This window comes from Pedobacter montanisoli, from assembly GCF_022809115.1.
GTDB lineage: Bacteria > Bacteroidota > Bacteroidia > Sphingobacteriales > Sphingobacteriaceae > Pedobacter > Pedobacter montanisoli.
The window spans coordinates 179,485-195,829 of the sequence record NZ_JALGBH010000001.1; the positions used below are offsets into that span (position 1 = coordinate 179,485).

At 36.9% G+C, this 16,345-nt stretch carries 14 protein-coding genes; 4 read left to right on the forward strand and 10 right to left on the reverse strand.

Features of this window, described 5'->3' with window-relative positions:
- The first annotated feature begins 99 nt into the window (after positions 1 to 99).
- From MMF97_RS00815 to rfbC, 3 genes are read left to right on the forward strand one after another with little or no spacing between them, the layout of a single operon-like run.
- Entirely contained in the window at positions 100 to 1,905 is a 1,806-nt protein-coding gene (locus MMF97_RS00815) for a tetratricopeptide repeat protein (protein WP_243357613.1), read from the forward strand.
- Between the two features lie 15 nt (positions 1,906 to 1,920).
- Entirely contained in the window at positions 1,921 to 2,223 is a 303-nt protein-coding gene (locus tag MMF97_RS00820; RefSeq protein WP_243357615.1) for a DUF4286 family protein, read from the forward strand.
- 13 nt (positions 2,224 to 2,236) lie between these two features.
- On the forward strand, positions 2,237 to 2,791 hold the full coding sequence (gene rfbC, locus MMF97_RS00825) for a dTDP-4-dehydrorhamnose 3,5-epimerase (protein ID WP_243357617.1): 555 nt from the start codon (positions 2,237 to 2,239) through the stop codon (positions 2,789 to 2,791).
- Positions 2,792 to 2,945: 154 nt separating this feature from the next.
- Here the strand turns inward: rfbC and MMF97_RS00830 are convergent, their stop codons facing one another.
- The 4 genes from MMF97_RS00830 to MMF97_RS00845 are packed head-to-tail and all read right to left on the reverse strand — an operon-like array spanning position 2,946 to position 5,136.
- On the reverse strand, positions 2,946 to 3,788 hold the full coding sequence (locus tag MMF97_RS00830) for an OmpA/MotB family protein (protein ID WP_243357618.1): 843 nt from the start codon (positions 3,786 to 3,788) through the stop codon (positions 2,946 to 2,948).
- Between the two features lie 31 nt (positions 3,789 to 3,819).
- Positions 3,820 to 4,482, reverse strand: coding sequence for a DUF2461 domain-containing protein (locus MMF97_RS00835; RefSeq protein ID WP_243357620.1), 663 nt, complete (start codon positions 4,480 to 4,482; stop codon positions 3,820 to 3,822).
- Between the two features lie 6 nt (positions 4,483 to 4,488).
- Positions 4,489 to 4,920 carry a DUF983 domain-containing protein gene (locus tag MMF97_RS00840; RefSeq protein WP_243357622.1) on the reverse strand — a complete coding sequence of 144 codons (432 nt, stop codon included), beginning with the start codon at positions 4,918 to 4,920 and terminating at the stop codon, positions 4,489 to 4,491.
- Positions 4,921 to 4,935: 15 nt separating this feature from the next.
- Complete coding sequence (locus MMF97_RS00845; RefSeq protein ID WP_243357624.1) at positions 4,936 to 5,136, reverse strand: hypothetical protein; 201 nt, start codon at positions 5,134 to 5,136, stop codon at positions 4,936 to 4,938.
- Between the two features lie 202 nt (positions 5,137 to 5,338).
- Between MMF97_RS00845 and MMF97_RS00850 the strand changes: the two genes are divergently transcribed.
- The gene (locus MMF97_RS00850; protein WP_243357626.1) at positions 5,339 to 5,506 is read left to right on the forward strand and encodes a hypothetical protein; all 168 of its coding nucleotides are present in this window, start codon (positions 5,339 to 5,341) and stop codon (positions 5,504 to 5,506) included.
- A gap of 105 nt (positions 5,507 to 5,611) precedes the next feature.
- On the opposite strand, the gene MMF97_RS00855 is transcribed toward MMF97_RS00850, so the two are convergent.
- The 6 genes from MMF97_RS00855 to MMF97_RS00880 form a co-directional block, all read right to left on the reverse strand.
- Entirely contained in the window at positions 5,612 to 5,800 is a 189-nt protein-coding gene (locus MMF97_RS00855) for a hypothetical protein (RefSeq protein WP_243357628.1), read from the reverse strand.
- A 202-nt stretch (positions 5,801 to 6,002) separates the two neighbouring features.
- Positions 6,003 to 9,965 (reverse strand): S8 family serine peptidase, encoded by a 3,963-nt coding sequence (locus tag MMF97_RS00860; protein ID WP_243357630.1) that lies wholly within the window; start codon positions 9,963 to 9,965, stop codon positions 6,003 to 6,005.
- A gap of 158 nt (positions 9,966 to 10,123) precedes the next feature.
- A complete protein-coding gene (locus tag MMF97_RS00865; protein ID WP_243357632.1) occupies positions 10,124 to 12,889 on the reverse strand; it encodes a T9SS type A sorting domain-containing protein in 2,766 nt (921 codons plus the stop codon).
- A 122-nt stretch (positions 12,890 to 13,011) separates the two neighbouring features.
- Positions 13,012 to 13,419 (reverse strand): hypothetical protein, encoded by a 408-nt coding sequence (locus MMF97_RS00870; RefSeq protein WP_243357634.1) that lies wholly within the window; start codon positions 13,417 to 13,419, stop codon positions 13,012 to 13,014.
- A gap of 152 nt (positions 13,420 to 13,571) precedes the next feature.
- Positions 13,572 to 14,912: a DUF4302 domain-containing protein gene (locus MMF97_RS00875; RefSeq protein WP_243357636.1), complete on the reverse strand. Its 1,341-nt coding sequence runs from the start codon at positions 14,910 to 14,912 to the stop codon at positions 13,572 to 13,574.
- Between the two features lies 1 nt (position 14,913).
- On the reverse strand, positions 14,914 to 16,329 hold the full coding sequence (locus MMF97_RS00880) for a substrate import-associated zinc metallohydrolase lipoprotein (protein ID WP_243357639.1): 1,416 nt from the start codon (positions 16,327 to 16,329) through the stop codon (positions 14,914 to 14,916).
- Between the last annotated feature and the right edge of the window lie 16 nt (positions 16,330 to 16,345).

Here is a 16,345-nt window from a genome sequence, read left to right on the forward strand (position 1 = left end):
AAATACAGTGTCTTTATTAGCCTTTATTTTTACATTATCTCTCTTTTATGAGGCAAAAAAATTAATTTTAAGCAAAGTTTTGGATCTGAAATATCTATTGTGAGAATTATATTATCCTTTTTATTCATTGTTTTATCCTTTAGTTCCTATGCACAGGGTTTTCCTGAAGAAAGCCTAGCTTATCAGTATTACCAGCAGGGCAGCTATGATAAGGCCGCAGAAATATTTCAAAAACTATTTAATAAGGATAAAAACGAGAATTATTTTGATCTCTATTTTTCATCCCTTGTAAAAGGTAAAAAGCTAAAAGAAGCTGAAGACCTTACCAAAATGCTGAACAGGCAATACCCCGATAAATTAAACTATCAACTTGCCCTGGGTAAAATTTACCTTGAGCTGGGTAAAAACACAGAAGCCAACAAAATCTTTCTTAAAGCAATTGAAAACAGTGCCAAAGAAGAATATGCTTATCGTGATCTGGCTAATTTATTTTATAAATATGAAGCTTATGACCTAGCTATACAGGCTTTTCTACAAGGCAGAAAAATACTTAACAATGATGCGCTTTACATTTATGAACTGATTAACCTTTACAGGTATAAAAAAGACAAGCCTATGCTTGTGCAGGAATATGTAAATGCACTTACAGCAGAACCTACTTTATATAACCAGGCACAAACGGTACTGGCCTCTATATTAGAAGACAATGCAGATTATATGCTTTTACAGTCTGCCATTTTAAAAAAGCTGCAAAAAGATCCAGGTAATGATATTTTAAATTCGCTCTTAACCTGGCAATTTATACAGCAACGCGATTATGAAAGTGCTTTGAGACAGCTTATTGCCCAGGATAGAAGAAACAGTGGTACTGGAATGGCTATTTATAGTGCTGCTAATATCTTTTTAGCAAACAATGCTTACAATACAGCCACAAAAGCATATGAGTATCTGGTGAGCAAAGGATCACAGAACGAACTGTATTTACCATCACAAATTCAGCTGATTAATGCCCGTTATGAAATGGCCATGAATGCCAAACCAGATAGTACGCTACTTAAAAGCTTAGCCGCTCAGTTTAATGATATCATTAATCAGCATGGACTAAACACTAAAACACTTTTTGCAGCCAAAAAACTGGCAAACATTGAGGCTTACCATTTAAAGAGTTTCTCAAAAGCCGAAGCCATGCTTGAGCAGGCTTTAAAGATACCTAATTTACCAGCTTTGGAAACAGCTCAGCTTAAACTTGATCTGGGAGATATCTATCTTCTAAATAAAGAACCCTGGGAAGCCTTGTTGATGTATGAACAAGTATCAAAAAGTTATGAGAACCAGCCCATAGGCAGTGAAGCTCGTTTTAAATCTGCCCGCCTGTCATTTTTTCAAGGCAACTTTAAGTTTGCCAAATCACAAGCAGATGTATTAAAAGCATCTACTTCACAGCTAATTGCCAACGATGCCCTGAATTTAAGCCTACTAATTTCTGATAATTTACAAAACAAAAACGACAGCTTGGCCTTGATCATGTATGCAGATGCAGAACTGCTTTTATTTACCAATCAAACTACCGAGGCGCTTACTAAACTGGACAGTATCCACTCAAAATATCCGGGTAATAGCCTAAGCGACGATATTTTGCTTAGCAAAGCTAAAATCTATACAAAGACCACCCAGTACGATCTGGCTGTTAAACAGCTAAACGACATTATCAGCAATTACTATGATAGTATCTGGATTGATGATGCTATTTTTATGCTTGCCGATTTATATGAAAAGAAACTGCATCAGAATGAAGAGGCTGCCAAATTATATCAGAAACTTATTACTGATTTTCCGGGGAGTATGCTCAATTCTGAAGCCCGCAAGCGTTTTAGAAACCTGCGTGGTGATAATGTGATACCGTAAGCTTATCTTTGCTCAATGTATTTATATAATATTACTGTTATTGTTGAAACAGATTCCGCCTTTGATTTTCTGCAGTGGGTTAATGCAAATTTTGTTGACAAGATTATGCAAACTGAATGCTTTGTTTCAAACCGCTTCTTAAAGATTGTAGACTCTCCTAACGATGGGGTTTCTTATTGTTTACAATTTATTGCCGAAACTTTAGAGAATTATTCTGATTTCAAAGAAAATCACGAACAAACGCTTTTAGCTCAGCTTTATACCCAATTTGACCAAAAACTTGTAACCTTTAGTACTTTAATGGAATTTCTTCCATAATCTGCCAGACACCATGACCATATTAGAAACACCTATAAAAGACCTATTAATTTTTGAGCCTAAGGTATGGAAAGACAACAGAGGTTATTTTTATGAAAGCTTTAGCACCAAAATTTTTGCCGATGCAGGCATTGATCTAACATTTGTACAAGACAATCAGTCATTCTCACAAAAAGGTACGTTGAGAGGTATGCATGCACAAAGCCCACCTTTTGCACAAGGAAAATTGGTGCGTGTAATTAAAGGCCGTGTAGTTGATGTAGCTGTAGATATCAGGAAAAACTCACCTACTTATGGGCAGCATTTTGCCATTGAGCTGAGTGGCGATAACCACAAGCAATTATGGGTACCTCCAGGCTTTTTACATGGTTTTTTAACCTTGGAAGACGATACTATTTTTACTTATAAAGTTACCGGATTTTATAGCAAAGAAAGTGAAATAGGTGTAATGTACAATGATGTTACACTTAATATCAACTGGGCTCAGTATTTAGACCCTGAGTTATTCTTATTATCTGATAAGGATCTGGTGTTACCTTCTTTCGAGGATTTTAGAAGTCCTTTCTAATCGTTATAGAAAAGAGCTTGTTTGAAAAGTGATATCATTGTCATATTGAGTTTATCGAAATATGCTCCTCTCCTCCATCGAGAATAGGCTTCGACGAGCTTAGCCTGACAAGATCATTGCTTCCTAAACAAGCTCTCCTTTTAGCTTTTATAAATTATTGTTTGATCAGGTTGTACAATTCATCCAGTTTAGGTGATAATACAATTTCAATTCTTCTGTTTTTGCTGCGACCTTCTGCTGTGGCATTATCTGCCAAAGGCTGGTACTGACCTTTTCCGGTTGCGGTCATACGTACACTTTCAACCTTTTGTTCGTCTGTTAAGAATCTTACAACCGATGTTGCTCTCAATACGCTCAGATCCCAGTTATCTTTGATCTGTCCTAAATTGCTGATTTTTTGTGTATCGGTATGGCCTTCTACTGCAATGTTGATATCAGGTTGCTGTTTCAGGACTTTAGCTAATTCTGCCAGTGCTTGTTTTCCTTTCTCATCAATAATGATACTTCCAGAAGGGAAAAGTAATTTATCGGTTAATGAAACATAAACTTTTCCGTCTTTCATTTCTACCGTAAGTCCACTTTTGGTAAAACCTAGCAGAGCTTCCTGTAGTTTTGCTTTAAGCTGATTGGTAGCTTCATCGCGCTTACGCAAAACCTCTTCTACTTCTTTTAAACGCTGTTCGCGTTTAGCCAAATCTCCGGTAAGTTTATTGATTTCTGAAGAACTGTTTGTACGCAGCTTACTATAGTTAGCATCTAATTCGGCATATCTGCCTTTTAAATCATTTAGCTCACTATGTAACTTAGCTGTATCTGTACGTAAACGACTTATACGTTGCTCAAGTGTTTCATTAGCAGACTGAGCTCCTTTCCAACCCATATTGAGAGAGTCTTGCTGCGCTAATAAGGATTTATATTTTTTGGTAGAGAGCACCACGCACGAACTTAAGGCAGAAACAATAATAAAGGCGAATAGTAAAAAGTTTAGCTTTCTCATTAACTTGCTGTTATATGTATTTTATGAATATTTATTCTCCAACTGCAGAACGCAAAAATGCAATAAATGGTTGTACCGCACCAAAGGCTTTTTTCAACTTATCTACAATATCATCTTTGTAAAAGTCTTCTTCTTTAAGTGGGTATATGGCAATAAAACTTTTCAGCTTTAAATACTCTATATGAGGATGCGTAATTTCATAGCCTTTCGGTGCTTTTTTTAGTTTATCTTCCTGGCTAAGCGTGAACAGGCTCTTAAATTCTTTGTTAGATATGGCTTCTACAAAAGCATCTCCATTGTAATCTATTTCTTCTCTTACAGATTTGAGCACACCGGTCTCAGGCATCCAAAAGCCTGATCCGAAAAAGCAATTGCCTGGTTGTAAATGCAGGTAATAACTCGGCGTTTTTGGTCCGTAGTTCTTTACATCGAACGCAATGCCATAATTTAATTTGTAGGGGTCTTTATTGGCACTAAACCTAATATCTCTGTAAATACGCATCAGGCATTTTTTAGGGGCCGTATCTGTGGCAAATTCAGGATCTATTGCAGATAATTCTGCTATTAAAGTGGCTATAAGAGGATATAAATCCTGCTTTGCATTTTCATACCTGAATTTGTTTTCGGCAAACCATTCGCGGTTATTGTTTTTAGCCAGATCTCTTAAAAAGTCGAAAGTAGCTTTGTTCAGCATTTTAGTTTAAGCTTTATGTTTTAAATGTTCCACATCTAATTCGGGCTTGTATTTTATCTTAGGTGATAGCCAATGTAATAAAATTATTCTCGAATAACGATAATTAAAAGGAGATAAAACAATTGAAACCAGTAAAATGGAGATTACGTAAGTCCAAAGTGTTTCCCAGGCCAAGTTTCGGTCTAAAAGGTAGTAAGTAACGATACCTGCCCATAACATTTCTGCCATATTCATGGCATAGCTTACATACATGGCTGCATAAAAATAACCGGGTTCTATTTCAAAACGTTGGTTACAATGACTACAATATTCGTTGGTTTTTTGCAAAGCAAAGCCATAAGCCGGACTGCTAAAAACATTTCCCCTGCGACATTGCGGGCATTTACCTTTGATAAAGGCAAGTGATTTGGGGGTTTTTGAAGATGAAAGATCTTGCATAGCCAAGCCGATGCGTTAAAGCAATGGTTGATTATTTTGCTGCTTTTTCTTGTACTTGAGGAACCACATTACACCTACACCGGCAACCAATAAATAAGGGATAGCTAAAAGATACAAGATTCCTGAGTTTAAGCCTTTACCTTGTGTATTGCCATTTTTTATGCCTTGTTCGGCATTAATGGTACACATAGAACATTGAGCCTTTGCTTGTGGCATAATGCCAAAAGTTATCACAAGAACAAGCAACGTAAAAATGGCTTTTTTAAACATGATTGCAAATATACGTATTAACTCATTATAGGCACAAAAAATTATGTCATAACGGTGTAGGTATTTAGCTTAAAATTAGTTGCAAATGAAGTATATTTTTTGTTAATTTTAATTAAATCAAATCATTACAAATATGGCTCTTTTAAAAATGAAATCACTTTCCAGAAGTGAAATGAAAAAAATTATGGGTGGAGACGATCAAGTACCTGCATTATGTAAATTATGCATAGAAGCACCTCTTCCTTATCATGGCTATTCAGAACCACCTTGTTTAGAATGGCATTGCCCTATAGAAGATCCTGTACCTGAAGAATAATCTTTAGCTTTTATGGATTAAAAGAAATGAATTATACTCACTTTATCTAAAATCCATTTGACTGATCAAATAAGCCCTTTCAAATCCTATTGAAGGGCTTATTTTTTAAAAATCGTCTGCTGGTGTAGCATCATCACTACATTCCCAATTTTCGCACCAACGATAAAAATCTGGGTTAAATCGTGGATCATTAGTACAGATAGGGCATAATACTAATTTTTGTTCATCGCCATCAGAACCACCAAAGATTTGTTTCATTTCTTTACGAGAAAGAACCGTTAATTGAGTTTTCATATAGTTTTTTAGATTGTTATTGAATTTACAAATTACAATAAACAAAATCAAAAACTCCTTAAACACTGTCTTTTAGAGATTAAGCACCCAGATATACACAGGCATTTAACAAAGGCAAGCATTAATTCCTTTTTAAGTATAAAAAAAGGAGCTTTAAAAGCCCCTTCTTCTTAATTAATCCTAACTGCACTTTATCAATCTATTATTTGACGAGCTTAGCCTGAACTAGCTCTTTTCCATTAATTACATAAAGAATATACATTCCCTTAGGTAATGAACTATTCACAGCAATCTTGTGATTCTCTGTATTATTGTTCTCAAAATTTCCCTCTTGAATTATTTTACCTCTTACATCTGTTAGTTTATAACTGTAATTACCCTTTGCATAATTCAATAAACTAAGGTTAATGGCATTACCGGTAAGAGGATTTGGATAAACTCTTACTTCTTTTGACGCTAAGGTCTCCAGTTTTACGCTTCTTAATTCATTAAAATAGCTCAAGGTTTCATCATTATTTATAGCTTTTAAACGATAATAATTCATACCCAATTTTGGTTTGACATCTATTGCGGTATAATTTGATGAACCGTTAGCTGTTACTTCTGCTACTTTTGCAAAATCAGTTCCATCCAATAAACGCTCAACCTCATAACGGTTCACATTTACTTCTGTACTTACAGTCCAGTTTAAGATAACTTTGTTGTGATCTGCTTTGGCGGTAAAGCTGTTTAAGTTTACAGGCAATGTATTTAGCTGATATAAGTTTGAAGTAATCGTTAATCCACCTTGCAAAGTTACTTTAACCATATAATTGCCTTGTTGAACAGGTTGATAAATGGCTGCTGTAGCTCCATTTATAGGATTGCCATTTAAATACCATTGATTGCCAGTAGCGATAGGTGATATCAAAGCACCACTTTCTTGTGTAATGGTTAAATTGCTTAAGGTTACAGCTTGTTTTGTGGTAAGGGTTTCTCCAATAGGTTTGGCCTTTAAATCGTAAAAGAAATACCAGAAATTGTTCATAGAAAGGCCGCTTGCTCCTGTATGTGATACAAGTGAGAACAAACCGGTATTTTCTGTAAACGGATATGCTGCAGCTCCCGCAGCTCCGTTATTTCTAAACAGCGTTGCACCATTGTTAAATTCGGCAACGATATAAAAAGATCCTGCATAAGGAAAAACAATATCTAACTGATATACTTGTCCAATATCAGTTGATACATCTGATGCCGAAGTTGAAGTACTGGCCGGATTACGGGTATTATTTACGCTAATGGTGGAAGATGATACTTTTACTCCTATATTGGCATCGTAAACGTTAAAAGTAACTGCACCCCGATAGCCTACGTACAAACGGGCACTCTCTATTTTTAAAGGAACTTTAGTTGTAAAATATAAGTTATATGGTGCTTGTCCGTAAGTACCACTACCATATACAGCTTTACTTGCAGGTCCCATATTACCCAGGTAATTATTAAGTCCTACATAATAGGTATTGTTGCCAGCAGGTGCCTGCGTAGTAATTACCGCATTACCTGTACTAAACGAAGCCGTTGAATTCATTGCATCATACCAAAACAAAGTACCGTTATTTTGTCCAGAGGTTAAATAATAGGTACCCGTAACATCCGTATAATAAGCTTTTGCATCGCTAACAGATGGAACATTAGAAATCGTGATGGTTTTGCTGGTCAGATCGTCGCTTGTAATGGCATCACCACTTAAAGCTGTTTGAGCATCTATGGTATAGGTTTTTCCAGATTGTGCATTAAATGTGGTTTGTAGAAGAAATGCGGTTTCGTTATTAGGTGCGATACTACCATAATAAGTTTCATTAATCGTGGCAACAGTAACTCCTTCTTCCTTTACCAAAATATTAACCGGTATAGCCGATGCCGTATTGGCCCCGTAATTTTTAAGCTTAACCATTATTCTTTTTGCAGGACCTGCCATTTCTCCATTAACAGGGCTTACAATTTCATTTAGGCCCACATTAACCGCAGTTTCTGTAAACTTAACCCTATAATCCTGAGTTTCGCCCTTGGCATAAGTACCACAAGCTTGCACATCATTCGCTGCTGACGTTTCTAAAAGTACTATTCTTAATAAAGCATAATTATTAGGTATTACTGTAGTTGGAACTGTTATGGTTGTTCCGTAAATGCCATTTGCATTTATAAGCCCTGTATAGGCCACAGTTTCATCCGCATCATCGAAATCACCATCGCCGTTCCAATCTATAAATACTTTGGCTATTTTATTAAAATCTGAACCACATGTACCTAAAGACAAGCTCAAATTATAGCTTTTTCCTCTTTCCAGTGTTATGGTCTGAGCAGTATTATCTGTATAAGAAGTACAACCAGCAGCAGCATTATAAATCAGATTAGACAACGTAAAAGCGGTAATCTTAGAATCTGTACTGGATACAGGTGCCGAAGCACAATAAGCCGTACCGCCTATTCCTGTAACAATTAATGAAAAAGGCTGACTTCCACTTTGTAAATTATTTTTATGACCAATGGTAATTGTATATGTTTTTCCTGGTATGGCATTGGCAATGTAGATCTGCTCTACATTATCTCTAAAATTATCTCCCGTAGTTGCCGCCGCTGCCGGATTTGCCGGATCCAGTATCCATGGATAATAAGTAGCAACACCGTCACTTATTCTCATATCCAAATCGTTCACCAATCGTAGCGTAGGATTATTTAGTGCATTAGTAGTTGATATAGGTGTAATGGCGGGATCTGTCCAGCAAATGGTAGCTAGCAATGGTCCATTACCCGAAGCCACCACCTGAATAGTTTGTGTTTGTCCCTGCGTTAAAGCGCGTTCTGAAATTAAACTCTTTGTACCATTGTTCAGAATAGCTTTAGCAGCTTTTTCGGCATTCAATAATCCCCAGCCAAACTGATAATCGGGACCTAAACCTGGCCCTGCCTCGTTTGTAGTTGCAATGGCCAAGCCTTTTAAAGAGGCCGAACGCATAAATGCTCCATATTTCTGAAAATAAAGTTCTTGTAATAATACCAATGAACCTGTTACATTAGGAGCAGCCATAGATGTACCCGACATGGTAACGTATCGGTCGTTACCGGTATTATTTGCCGAAATCACACTAACCCCATCGGCTACCAGATCGGGCTTAATACGTCCATCATCTGTTGGTCCCCATGAGCTAAAGCTAGACATCATGATCTCACTTGATAATGAAGCACCGTATTTCAGGCCATATATTGCACCTACGGTAAGAATATTCTTTGCCGTTCCGTAACTGGGGATAATATCATAACCATCGTTATTGCTCATACCCGCAGGTCTTGCTCCTGCATTTACCATTGCTCCAGCAGTATTATAACGATAGTAGTTTGCCCCAACAGCAGGGCCGTTGTCATTACGGTTATTGCCTGCCGATTTTACAGGCAGATAGTAAGGTGCATTGTAGCATATATTATCCCAGGTTTGGGCCTTACTATCGTAGTAACCAAAATTATAATCTTCATTATCTCCCCATCGCCCGTAGAACTCCCACCTGCTGCTCACATCGTTATAACTCCAGCCACTTATACGGCCGTATGAATGATTGGACAACAACAAATTTGCTGCTTCTAAAGACATTTCAGAATTATCGTTATTAAAATCGTAGGATAAAAGTTGTGGCAAGCCGTAAGCCATACCTTTGACCGAACTATTTATGCCTGCTGCAGCAATCGTACCTGCTACATGGGTGCCATGCGAAGCGTTTGCCGCACCATCCTTAACTATTATTCGTGAACCTGTAAACTCCTGATGGGTAGTTAAAACAGAACCACCATCCCATAAGGCCACCTTGTTATTGGGAATAGTACTTCCATTGAGGTTTAACCCCAAAATACCTCCGGTGTATAGCTTATTCGTTTGAGTAGTACCTGCAGCCGTTTCATTGGTTGTTGCCTCGTATATAGGCAGGCCTTCACTATCTACTCCTACCAATTGTATGATTTTACCCTGCTTGCTTATTCTAAATGTGGCCCATCCTTTTTGTTTGGCTATATCCCAGGCTTTTTTACGCTCTTTATTCATTACCTTGGCTAAATCTTTACCATTTTGCCTCAAAAAAGCAGTATTAGTTGTAAGTGATTTATTATCCTGAGCTGAGGCTATTTGAAATAATGTCATGCAAAAGAACCATGACAAAAAAATAGTACGGCTCAAAGATTGTTTTTTAATAAAAGGTATAGGGGGCATGTAAATATTTTTAGCGGTAAACAAAAAACTGCCACATCAATTAAGAGAGCGCCTTAATGATATGACAGTTATGTATAATTGTTTTTGATTTATTGCTTAACCAGTTTAGATTGAATAACTTCCGATCCGTGTACAATCTGAAGAACATAAACACCTTTTGGCAATTGACTGTTAAATGCAATCGAACTGCTTTCTGAACCATTATGATCAAAGCTACCTTTCTGTATTACTTTACCTGCCACATTGGTTAATTTGTAATTATATGTTCCTTTGATGTAGTTTACCAAACTAACCTTAAGTGTATTACCCACTAATGGATTTGGATAAATCTGTGCTTCCTGTACTGCTAATGAAATAACCTTAACGGATCTCAGTTCATTAAACGGGCTTATTGTTCCATCGTTATCCACTCCTTTTAAACGGTAGTAATTCACACCCAGTTCTGGCTTAACATCTAAAGCTGCATAACTTGATGAGCCATTAGCCGCTACTTCTGCCACACTTATAAAGTCTGTGCCATTTTGTGAGCGCTCAACCACATAACGGTTTACATTTGTTTCTATGCCCACAGTCCAGCTTAAGTTTACTTTGTTATTATTGAGCTTGGCGGTGAAGGTACTAATGGTTACCGGCAACACTTCATCTTCTGTTATAGCCGAAATCATATATCTATAGAGTGCTGAACTAAGAGATAATGTATTGCTGGTACGTGCTCTGGTGTAATATGCCCCTGTTCTGGCCGGATTTTCTGTCTGCACACCGATAGGGTAAAATTGTTGTGCAGTTTCTAATGCTATTCCTACCATAAAATTTTGGTTGGTAATGGTAGTAGGAGTTTGCAGTAAGAAATCTTTATCCGTATCCAAATCGGTACTTTGTATAATATAACTATCTGATTGGGCTACAACATTTCCATTTCCATCAGCTAGCACAGCATATATGCTTTTACCTGTATTTGCGGCATTAGAACCAATTCTAAGCCTAACAGCTTTAATTTTTTTTGTTCCTGTTAAGCTGTGTTTTACAAGAAAAATAATATCACCATTTGATGCACCATAATTTGAGGTACGCGGTGCTTCATTGGCATAAGAAAAAATTCCATCGGTAATTACCTGATTAATGCTCAATGCTTTGGCCGTTTCATTATTAGAAGTTACTGTTATAGTATTAGTTCCTTTGGCTGCAGCAGTAAATGCTCCAAAAGACACCGTAGCCGATTGGCCTGCACCTAACTTCACTATTGTTTGCGCACTGGCAAAAGTATTTGCTCCTGATATGGCAAGATTCACCGGTACATTATTCATAATAGTTTCACCGTCGTTAGTAATAACAGCTTGCATTATTTCACCTGCACCAAGTGCAAGTGGGTTTTTACCTAACGCATATACAGCATTTACCGTAGTGATATTGCTATTTAGAACCGCATTAGAGGTTATCGCCTCTATCATTGGCTTAACCGATGTACTGCCAAAAGTTGTGGTAGCTCCACTATCATAGGCATTTCCTGTAGAATAGAAAGTACCTGGCCTTACCGGACTCTCCGGCTGTACAGCTATAGGGTAAAACTTATTTACTCCATCTCCCATAAGCGCCACACCTACATAAAATTCTTCGTTGGTTAGGGTTGCATTAGCCGGAGTAAAGTTTAAAACCAAAAACTTATCAATATCACCAGCTTCTATATTATATATGGCTGATGTTGCCAGGGTTACACCAGCACTATTAATAAGTACAGCCTGTATAGGTTTTCCTATACTGTTATCTGCATCGTTGCCTACCTTAAATTTGAGCGCTTTTACATTAACTGTACCATTAGCTTTATACTTGGCCGCATAAACACCAGTACCATCATTATAACCATAGGCCCCCGAAGAAGCTATACCAATATTATGTGAAAATCTGCCATCTGTTACTTCTTGTGAAACCTGAAGGCTATTATTAGCACTATTGTCATCTGTAGCAGTGCTTATGCTTACATTAATGGTATTAGTACCTTTAACTGTAGGTACAAAATCATCAAAAGTTACCACTGTTGATGCTTCAGATGTCAGTGTTGCAATATTCTTGGTACTCGTAAAAGTATTAGCTCCTGTAATCGTTAGGGTAACATCAATATTATTTTGTACGGCAAGTCCATTATTTGTTATCCTAGCAGCTATTTTTTGCAAGCCCTCATTTACCGGTGCGGTGCTCATTGCATATACAGATGAAACTCCTGCATCATTAGCCGGTAGCTGATAAGCAAAACGTGTATAGGGACGAAAAGGACTGGTAGCTATGGTATTACTTGCTCCGGTAGCACTAGATGTTGATGAAGAAGAGAACAAACCATCTTTTCCATTTATCTGCGAATTGTTACAGAAAGCGGTGTTAGCAGTACCCAAGGTACCAGCATTACTCCACTCAAAAGCTACATACAAGCCCCCACCCGTATAGGTAAAAGCATCTCCGTTTTGAAATTCTAAATCGGTAGCTGCTGTTGATGTTAAGGTAACAGCACCATCACTTACCTTTGTCATTGCGGCTATGGCCGCACTAAAACTGGTTCCTTTTTGATAATCTGCATCAGTAGTGTTCTGAAGATAGATCTTTAAATTACCCGTTGCAGTCATTGCAGCGGTGGCATCTTTATAACTGAAACCAATGCCTTTCAGTTGAGTACCTGCTCCTACACCCCCATCTGACATTTCTGATGCAGGAATATAGTAAACACATTTGGTATTTCTGTGCGAAGTTTGCGGAGCCCGTCCGTTGGCTGAAGTATTTGTACCTATAATTATGTTCTTGTAGGTAAGTTGCGCATCGACCACCGATGTACAAAATGCTAGTATTAATAAGAGTAAAAGTTTCTTCATAACAGTTAGTTTTTGGTTTAGTTGGTTGATTTTTTAGGCAAATAACAGCCTGGCCTGTATTAAAACCAGGCTGTTATTTGAATTAGATTTCTTATTTCGGTTAAAAAAAGGTAAGCTATCTTCTAAGCATATATTAAGATTTGTTTTAACTTACTTTGATTTAGAAAAGAGATAAGCTCTTCCGATGACCTATGTTCAATTAAGGTTAGATTAACAAATGTTGCCTTTTCATTGCAAATTATTTTTAAAACATCTTCCTTAATTTCGCAATCAGTAACTTTGTTTAAGTTAATACGTCTAGAAAAAAATCTCCCTAGTACCACAAAGTTTTCATCATCAATTAAAATATAATTAGCTTCCCTATCAAGGAAAAGAAATAATGTAAAAGAAACTCCAAGAAAGAAATAAGAGTAAGATCTCCAAGTGTGGTCTGTTTGCAAAAAAATATCCATAATAAACATTATAACAAACAGTGGCCCCACGAAATAGCTTAACTTATACCTTCTTTTTTTGAGTTTTATTTTAATCATCTATTCATATTCTAAAATTAACAAACCTCGTAATTCTTTTTATTGGATAGCGTAAGACATCATTGATACTTTATCTACATATAATAACTTATGGATAAATTTGATTTTGCACTGGCAATCTGACACTTTAAACCGCCAGTGCAATTCTATCATTATTCTCCAAGTCTTCCGTATAGCATATTATTAAGATTAGTTGCTGATTTAATAGCACCTATTGGGAATTTCACAGAAATATCTGAGCTCGCTGCCCAATCTAACACAAACTCTCGCTCATCTCCAGTGCCAAATAGAGCATCTACAGGTGCTACCTGTGCTGAGCGAGTATTCCAGTTATTTCCACCATCTATTCCTGTGCGTTTTAACCATAGTCTATTACCCTCTCTTCTGTACTGATAGGTTGCTGATGCAATAAAAGGATTTACCCCAGAAGTATAAGAGATGTAAAAAATGGCTGTTGTACTATTGGTGAAAGCAAAATACATATTGTTAATAGGGCGAGTTGGACTAGAATTTAAAAACAATTCTCTTACCTTATCGAAAATATGCACATTGGCTGTAACTCCCGGAATAGGATCACCAGCTACTAATTTTTTAAAGGTTTTGTTATAATCAAAAACCAGATCAAGCTTATACAAAGGTGAATTTTGCGAAGCAAGTTCTGTTGTTGTATCATCTGTAAATATCAATTGTATCTTGTTACCCTGATAGGTTAATCCCTTTATCAGTTTTCCATTATAAGGTACATAATAAGAACGGACTAAATTAAGCGCTGAGATGGTATAATAAAAAGGAGAAGTAACTATAGAGGTAACGCTACCAGAAGCGTTAACATAGCTAAATTTGATAATTTTGCCTGCATAATCTATATCTACTCCTAAATTGCCATTCTGCCCTCCAGACAAATAAGAGAACATATAGTTATTATTATAAGCAGCCGCAAAATTTGTTTTATAACTATTGATGCCTCCGTTTAAATATGACTGTTGTTCGTTTTTACCCAGCTTGATCAATGTTAACGGATAACTATATTTTTTACCCTTGAACAATAGTGAATCGCCTTTTTTACCTACATATATAAATTCAATATCACTTTTATAACCCTGTCCGGCAGTACCACCTGCTACACCTGGCACAGGATCTTGCATAATAGATATGTAATTGTAAGTATCAAATAATAATGAAGGTGTATTTGTAGGGGATACTCTATAGGTTGATTTTTTGAGATCCGTACCCGAAGTAGTTGAATAATCGCTCAGCATAGAAACATTTTGGTCTGCATCAAACTGAAAGTAGAAACCATAACCTCCTTTTAATCCAGTAGCAAAACCTCCTTTCCAGCCATATTGTGCTGTTTTTAATTCGTTTCTGATGAAATTCAGTGTATCTGCCATTCTTTGCTCTGGTGAGGCATAAAAAATATCCTCAACCTCAGTTTTACGACAGGCTGTAAACCCTAACAATAGCATTACAGCATATATAAAATTCTTTCTCATGTTATTTTAATACTATTGGTCCGTAGAAATAATTAGCAGAGTTACCTTTCTCTGAAAAGCCTGCAAAAGTCTTATATAATGGACTTGTACTCGGAAGAGTTGCCGGCAAGAAATCTGCAACGAACACACGGTTCGTAAAGTACGGCAACAGATAAGTCTCAAAACCAGAGAGCATGCCCGAAAGCTTTCCATTGTTATAAGCTGAGGTTGTCGGATCAGGATTTCTTTTCGCAAATGTAATCTCGTTTGCCGGCGCGTTAACAGTCATATCAAAATCGTAAGATGCAGTATAAACAGTTGTACCTGTTCCTTGCGTAAAGGTTACATTCAACGTCATCATTGTTGCACTTGGGAAGGTTAACGCCATTGTGCGAATTTTGTTCGCATTAGACATACTTCCTGCCAATGTTGTATAGTTTGTAAACATTGTTGTGAAAGTAGCAGACTTACCATAAGTGGTATAATGTGCAGCAGCCGGATCATAAGTAAGTGTGTTTACTTTGTTCTGAGCTAACCAGGTTTGGAAAGTCTGTGATAAATCTACAGGATCTTGTGCTCCATAAATGGTTTTTAACGCATTTTGTACTTCGGCTTGTAAAGTTCTGAAATTGATACCGAAAGCATCCTGAAAGTATTGTACTACCAGTTCTTCTTTTCTACGCAATTTCTTTTGTGCATCTATAGGTGCCGATATCACATAATTATTAAACCAAACCTGTCCCATTACCAATAAATGGGCAGTCATTTCAGCAAAATCTTCGGTATATACCATTCTGGCATAACGGCTTACAAAGCCCAGTGATTTTGCAATCTCGGCCGAGTTTTGGGTAGCGTTAGTCCAGTCAGAATAATAATCTGCCTTGGTTATTTCAGAAAATTCTGGTGGAATGATTACATTCTGGTTTAAGATGTGGGTAAACTCATGGTGCATGGTTCTGATTTTTCTCCTCACACCACTTTCACTTTCCAGATCGGTTATTTTAAAATTATTTACGTCATAAAATACCACTTTACGACCGCCCTCTGCTGTGGCCAATTGTACTGATCCGTTAGAATTGTAAGATACTGAACCATAAAGCACATACTGTTTTGGACATAGGGTCTTAATAAAGGCCTTACCTGCAACCTTCTCGTAAGGTTTAAGATAATTATTAAGTACGGCTTCTAATACCGGCTGCACCTTATCAATATCAACAGGCGATATATCTTTAGACACATCGGTAAGATTCCTGTTAAAGCGATAAATAATTTCTATGTTATATGGAGTGGTAATATTTGTTGCTATCCAACGGTCCAAGTTATTCTCGACATTAAAGTCTGTATTATACTTGTTCATATCCACATCCAAAACTTCCTTCTTTTTACAAGCAGAAAGCACCAGCGTTATTGCTATGATGTATAAGAATATTTTTTTCATGATCTACTATGTTTAA

Bases quoted from the DNA above. Each gene is read 5' to 3' on its own strand.
- MMF97_RS00865 (WP_243357632.1), bottom strand. From the start codon at position 12,889: ATGAAGAAACTTTTACTCTTATTAATACTAGCATTTTGTACATCGGTG.
- MMF97_RS00880 (WP_243357639.1), bottom strand. From the start codon at position 16,329: ATGAAAAAAATATTCTTATACATCATAGCAATAACGCTGGTGCTTTCT.
- rfbC (WP_243357617.1), top strand. From the start codon at position 2,237: ATGACCATATTAGAAACACCTATAAAAGACCTATTAATTTTTGAGCCT.
- MMF97_RS00830 (WP_243357618.1), bottom strand. From the start codon at position 3,788: ATGAGAAAGCTAAACTTTTTACTATTCGCCTTTATTATTGTTTCTGCC.
- MMF97_RS00820 (WP_243357615.1), top strand. From the start codon at position 1,921: ATGTATTTATATAATATTACTGTTATTGTTGAAACAGATTCCGCCTTT.
- MMF97_RS00870 (WP_243357634.1), bottom strand. From the start codon at position 13,419: ATGATTAAAATAAAACTCAAAAAAAGAAGGTATAAGTTAAGCTATTTC.
- MMF97_RS00875 (WP_243357636.1), bottom strand. From the start codon at position 14,912: ATGAGAAAGAATTTTATATATGCTGTAATGCTATTGTTAGGGTTTACA.
- MMF97_RS00845 (WP_243357624.1), bottom strand. From the start codon at position 5,136: ATGCCACAAGCAAAGGCTCAATGTTCTATGTGTACCATTAATGCCGAA.
- MMF97_RS00835 (WP_243357620.1), bottom strand. From the start codon at position 4,482: ATGCTGAACAAAGCTACTTTCGACTTTTTAAGAGATCTGGCTAAAAAC.
- MMF97_RS00840 (WP_243357622.1), bottom strand. From the start codon at position 4,920: ATGCAAGATCTTTCATCTTCAAAAACCCCCAAATCACTTGCCTTTATC.
- MMF97_RS00855 (WP_243357628.1), bottom strand. From the start codon at position 5,800: ATGAAAACTCAATTAACGGTTCTTTCTCGTAAAGAAATGAAACAAATC.
- MMF97_RS00850 (WP_243357626.1), top strand. From the start codon at position 5,339: ATGAAATCACTTTCCAGAAGTGAAATGAAAAAAATTATGGGTGGAGAC.
- MMF97_RS00860 (WP_243357630.1), bottom strand. From the start codon at position 9,965: ATGACATTATTTCAAATAGCCTCAGCTCAGGATAATAAATCACTTACA.